This is a genomic window from Niastella vici (assembly GCF_002077945.1).
Lineage (GTDB): Bacteria > Bacteroidota > Bacteroidia > Chitinophagales > Chitinophagaceae > Niastella > Niastella vici.
The window spans coordinates 1-5,328 of sequence record NZ_LVYD01000109.1; the positions used below are offsets into that span (position 1 = coordinate 1).

Annotated in this window: 2 protein-coding genes; both read left to right on the top strand. The window is 47.8% G+C overall.

Going from position 1 to position 5,328, the window contains the following annotated elements:
* Positions 1-4,086, top strand: a 4,086-nt coding sequence (locus A3860_RS36255) for an Ig-like domain-containing protein (RefSeq protein WP_143774438.1), incomplete at its 5' end; no start/stop codon positions are given.
* 243 nt (positions 4,087-4,329) lie between these two features.
* A partial coding sequence (locus tag A3860_RS36265; RefSeq protein WP_216823593.1) for a hypothetical protein occupies positions 4,330-5,328 on the top strand: 999 nt, incomplete at its 3' end.

The following is a 5,328-nucleotide window of genomic DNA, read 5'->3' on the forward strand; positions in this document are numbered from 1 at the left end:
GTACCGGCCGGACTGGCAACAACTACTTATTACAAGCGCATAGTAACTTCTACCTTGAACGGCACCTGTACTGCTACCAGCAACTGTGTAACAGTAACAATTAATAATGTAACCGCAGGCGTTATTGCTGCCAGTCAAACCATTTGCAGTGGGGGAGACCCGGCTGCATTCACCGTAACAACGGCCGCTACAGGTTCCGGCCCTTTAACGTATCAATGGCAAAGCAGTACCACAGATTGCACAAACGGGTTTACAGACATCAGCGGAGCAACAAGTGCAACATATGATGCGCCCACTGGATTTTCTGTAACCACTTATTATCGGCGTGTTGCAACGTCTACCCTCAGTGGCGTTCCCTGTTCCGCCACCAGCAATTGCCTCACCGTAACAGTTAATAATGTTACGGCCGGAACAATCGGGACCGATCAAACCATTTGCAGTGGGGGCGACCCGGCTGCGTTCACTGTAACAACTGCCGCAACAGGAGCCGGCACACTGAGCTATCAATGGCAAAGCAGTACCACCAGTTGTGCAGCCGGTTTCAGCAATATCAGCGGCGCTACCAGTGCCACTTATGATGTACCGGCCGGACTGGCAACAACTACTTACTACAAACGCATAGTAACTTCTACTTTAAGCGGAACCTGTACCGCCACCAGCAATTGCGTTACCGTAACAATTAATACGTTAACGGCCGGAACCATTGGGAGCGATCAAACCATTTGCAGCGGAGGCGACCCGGCCGCATTTAATGTAACAACCGCCGCAACAGGGGCGGGCACGTTAACCTATCAATGGCAAAGCAGCACCACCAGTTGTGCAGCCGGTTTCGCAGACATCAGCGGGGCAACCGGTGCGACCTATGATGCGCCCACCGGACTGGCAGCAACAACTTATTACCGGCGAATTGTAACTTCTACTTTCAATGGAGTGCCCTGTACCGCTATCAGCAATTGCGCTACGGTTACCATCAATACTGTAACAGCAGGAAGCATCAGCGCCGACCAAACCATTTGCAGTGGCGGCGATCCCAATGCTTTCACCAGCGTAGCGGCTACGGGAGCAGGGTCAATCAGCTATCAATGGCAAAGCAGTACCACCGATTGTACTTCCGGGTTTACAAACATCAGCGGTGCCACAAGCGCCACCTACAATGTTGCTGCGGGATTAGCAGTAACTACTTATTATCGCCGTATTGCTACATCTACCCTCAGCGGCGTGCTCTGTACCGCCACCAGCAACTGTGTCACTGTAACAGTTAATAATGTTACAGCCGGAACAGTTGGAAGCGATCAAACTATTTGCAGCGGCGGTGATCCCGCAGCATTTACAGAAACAACACCCGCAACAGGCGGCGGTACTTTAAGCTATCAATGGCAAAGCAGCACTACCAGCTGTGCAGCGGGTTTCAGTAATATCAGCGGCGCCACCAGCGCTACTTATGATGTACCAGGCGGACTGGCCACAACTACTTACTACAAACGCATAGTAACTTCTACTTTAAACGGAACCTGTACTGCCACCAGCAACTGCGTAACAGTAACCGTTAATCCATTACCCGCAGCACCCACATCACCGGTAAGTGCCTCCAGATGCGGAACAGGAACAGTAAATCTGTCGGCAAGTACTGCAGCAGGAACCACCCTAGATTGGTACGATGCAGCAAGCGGAGGAAATTTGGTTGGAACCGGAACTACATTTACGACACCTTCTATTTCTGCAACAACAACTTATTATGCACAGGCAAGAAATACCAGCACCGGCTGTGTTTCAGCAACCAGAACAGCAGCAACTGCAACTATAAATGCTTTGCCAACCGTAACTGTTTCTCCGGCCTCGGCAGCTTTTTGCAGTGGCAACAGCGTTACCTTAACTGCCAGCGGCGCCAATACCTACACCTGGAGCCCGGCAACAGATCTATCAATTACAACCGGCAGTATTGTTATTGCTTACCCAAGTGTTACCACCACCTATACAGTTACCGGAACAGGCGCCAATGGATGTACCGGCACAGCAACTGTTCCTATAACAGTTACTCAGAGCCCCAGTGGAGATGTATCATCAAGCCCGGGAGTTTGTCCGGGCGCAAATAGCGGCACTTTAACCTTATCTAACTATACTGGTAATATATTAAGGTGGGAATCATCTACCGATGGTGGAGCAAACTGGACAAACATCAGTAACACTACCACTTCACAATCGTATCTTAATTTAACCACCACCACCATTTACCGCGTTTACATGGAGCGGAACGGATGTTATGCTTATTCGAGCATAGGTATTGTACCGGTAAATCCACCGTTTACCCCTACGGCCACAGCAACACCGACTATATTTTGTTTGGGCCAGTCAGCTACGTTAAAAGCGAGTGACTATGGCCCGCCGCCTTTCCCGGTTGAAGATTTCCAAAATGCCAATCCGGCCGGCTGGAGCGGGAATGACGCCAACAGCAATAATAAAGATGATAACAGTGAATGGGGTGAAACAAATAACGGCAAAATATATAACGGGGTATTGTATAATTCAAATGCATTGCCCACCAGTACCAAGTTCATGATCGTAAACGGCGATGGCGGCGGCAGCATTGCCAGCTTAATTACGCCGCCCTTTAGCCTGGTAGGGGTTATCAATCCCACTTTCAACTATTATACAGCATTAAATTTTAATGTGGGCACAACCGGTTGGGTTGAAATTTCAACCGATGGCGGCCTTACTTATACCACGTTAAAAACCTATACAGGCCCCACCAATGTCGGAAATCCCAACAATGGCTTTATTCAGGAATCCATTAATCTAAGTGCCTATATTGGTCAATCGAATGTAAGAGTGCGTTTCAGATACAGTGGCACAACAGGAAGCAACTGGGCAATTGATAATGTAGGCCTGGCAGGAACTTATCAACCGGTAACCTACCAATGGTCGCCCACAACCTATTTAACCCCTGCTACCGGAGTAGGGCAAACAGTTACTACAACACCCACTGTTGCAGGTACATTTACCTATTGCGTTGTGGCCACCACAGCAGCAGGTTGCGCGAGCTCACCGGTATGCGTTGATGTAACAGCAAAACCAATACCCACTTGTTCTATTACCGGGAACAATACTGTTTGTCCAGGTTCAACTAATGTATACAGCGCCCCGGCCGTTGCGGGTTATACTTATAATTGGACGATCAGTGGCGGTGCAACTATCTCCGGTTCTGCAACAGGCCAAACGGTCACCGTGGTTGCCAATAACACTTGTGGTACTTACACGCTAACGCTTAAAACTACATTGAATGGATGCTCAAGTGCTCCATGTACGCAAGTTGTCAATGTTGTTGATAATACAGCACCGCTTGCAACGGCTCCTGCAACGCAGAGTTTCCAATGCCTTGCTGATGTGCCGGCTCCCGGCACATTGACAGCAACTGACAATTGCAGTGGCAACATTACCAAAACGGGTGTAGACGTAAGGGTTGCTAATGGTTGCGGATATACTATTACAAGAACCTGGACCTTCACTGATGCATGTAACAATACCTCATCGGTTTCTCAAATTATCAACGTGCTGGACAACACAGCGCCTGTTGCACCAGCGGCTCCTGCTTCACAGAGCTTTCAGTGCCTTGCTCTTGTGCCAGCTCCCGGAACGTTGACAGCAACTGATAATTGTAGTGGCAATATTACCGCAACGGGTGTTGACGTACAGGTTGCCAATGGTTGCGGCTTTACTATTACAAGAACATGGACCTTCACCGATGCATGTAACAATACATCATCGGTTTCTCAAATTATCAATGTTCAGGATAATATACCACCGGTAATTACCTGTCCGCCGGCACAAACATTCTGTGAAGTCAATAGCAATACTTACACTATTCCACCAGCCACTGCATCTGATAACTGCAGTGGCACTTTGAATATTACTTATCAAATCACAGGAGCAACTACAAGAAATGGAACAGGGACTAATGCAAGTGGAGTATTTAATGTCGGAGTATCAACAATAACATGGACAGTTACAGATGCCTGTGGCAATACTGCTACCTGTACAACAACGGTAACTATTAATCCAAAGCCAGCACCTATAATTTATCATAATTAATTATAAAAGCAGTTTATGAAAGAAAACAGCAACCCATACAAAGCAAAAAATACCGGCAGGCGAGCCCGGCATTTTTGGTCATCTTTTTTGCTATGGCTTCGATTGCTGGTTCTCTCATTTACGCGAAAGAAAGCAGAACTGGCTGGTATCTTCTTCCATGAACCGGATACCCCTGTTTTGAACAAAATGAATTTAGCAACTATCACTACACCACTAATAATTAAGAACAAAAAACTGCCGAATATGAACCCAGCTAAACTGCTTATAAAATGGGGACTCATGCTGTTGTTTACAGCAATTGGCACTAATGCGATATCGCAAACCCCTCCACCGATCCCTGGTGATCATTCGGTATGTATTAATACAACGAAAGAGTATGGTGTAGTACTCCATACCGGGTCAACCTATGCCTGGAGCATTACGCCCAATACCGGGTTTACGTTGACCCCCAATCCGACGTACCCCAATTTAATTACAGTAACCTGGACTACTGCTGGCACCTATACTATGCAGGTAATTGAAACCAGTGCCGAAGGTTGTCCGGGAGAACCTGTTACCATTGTTATTACAGTGAACCCGTTGCCAACGGTAACCGTGAACTCGTCAACGGTATGCGCGGGAACAGCGGCGACGATAACAGCAACACCAGGCGAACCAGGCACCTACTCTTATGTATGGACTGTGCCGGCAGGAGTTCCTGATCCGGGTAATGTGGCCAGCTTCACATCCACAGTAGCCGGAACTTATAGTGTTGTGATCACCAATACTGCAACAGGTTGTGTGTCATCGTCAGCAAGTGGAACTGTAACGGTGAATGCACTGCCTGTATGTTCTATAACCGGTAATAACAACATATGCCCTGGCTCTACAAATACATATAGTGGACCGTTGGGAATGTCGACTTATAGTTGGTCAATTAGCGGAAATGCCACTATCGCCGGTGCAACAAATGGACAAACCGTTTCAGTACTTGCCAATAATAGTTGTGGAAAATTCACGCTGACCCTTACTATTACCGATGCGAATGGATGTACAAGTACATGTAATCAGACATTCGATATTACGCAACCGCCATTCACTTATAATCAACCAGCCAACGCCACTGTCGCCGCCTGTACGTTTGCTGATCAAACAGCCCTCAATGCAGCCATCGCAGCATGGGTAACACAGCAGACAACGGCCATCGCAGTAGCTGGTGGTTGTGCACCACAGCTGAGCAGTAATTACACCAACCAAAGCATC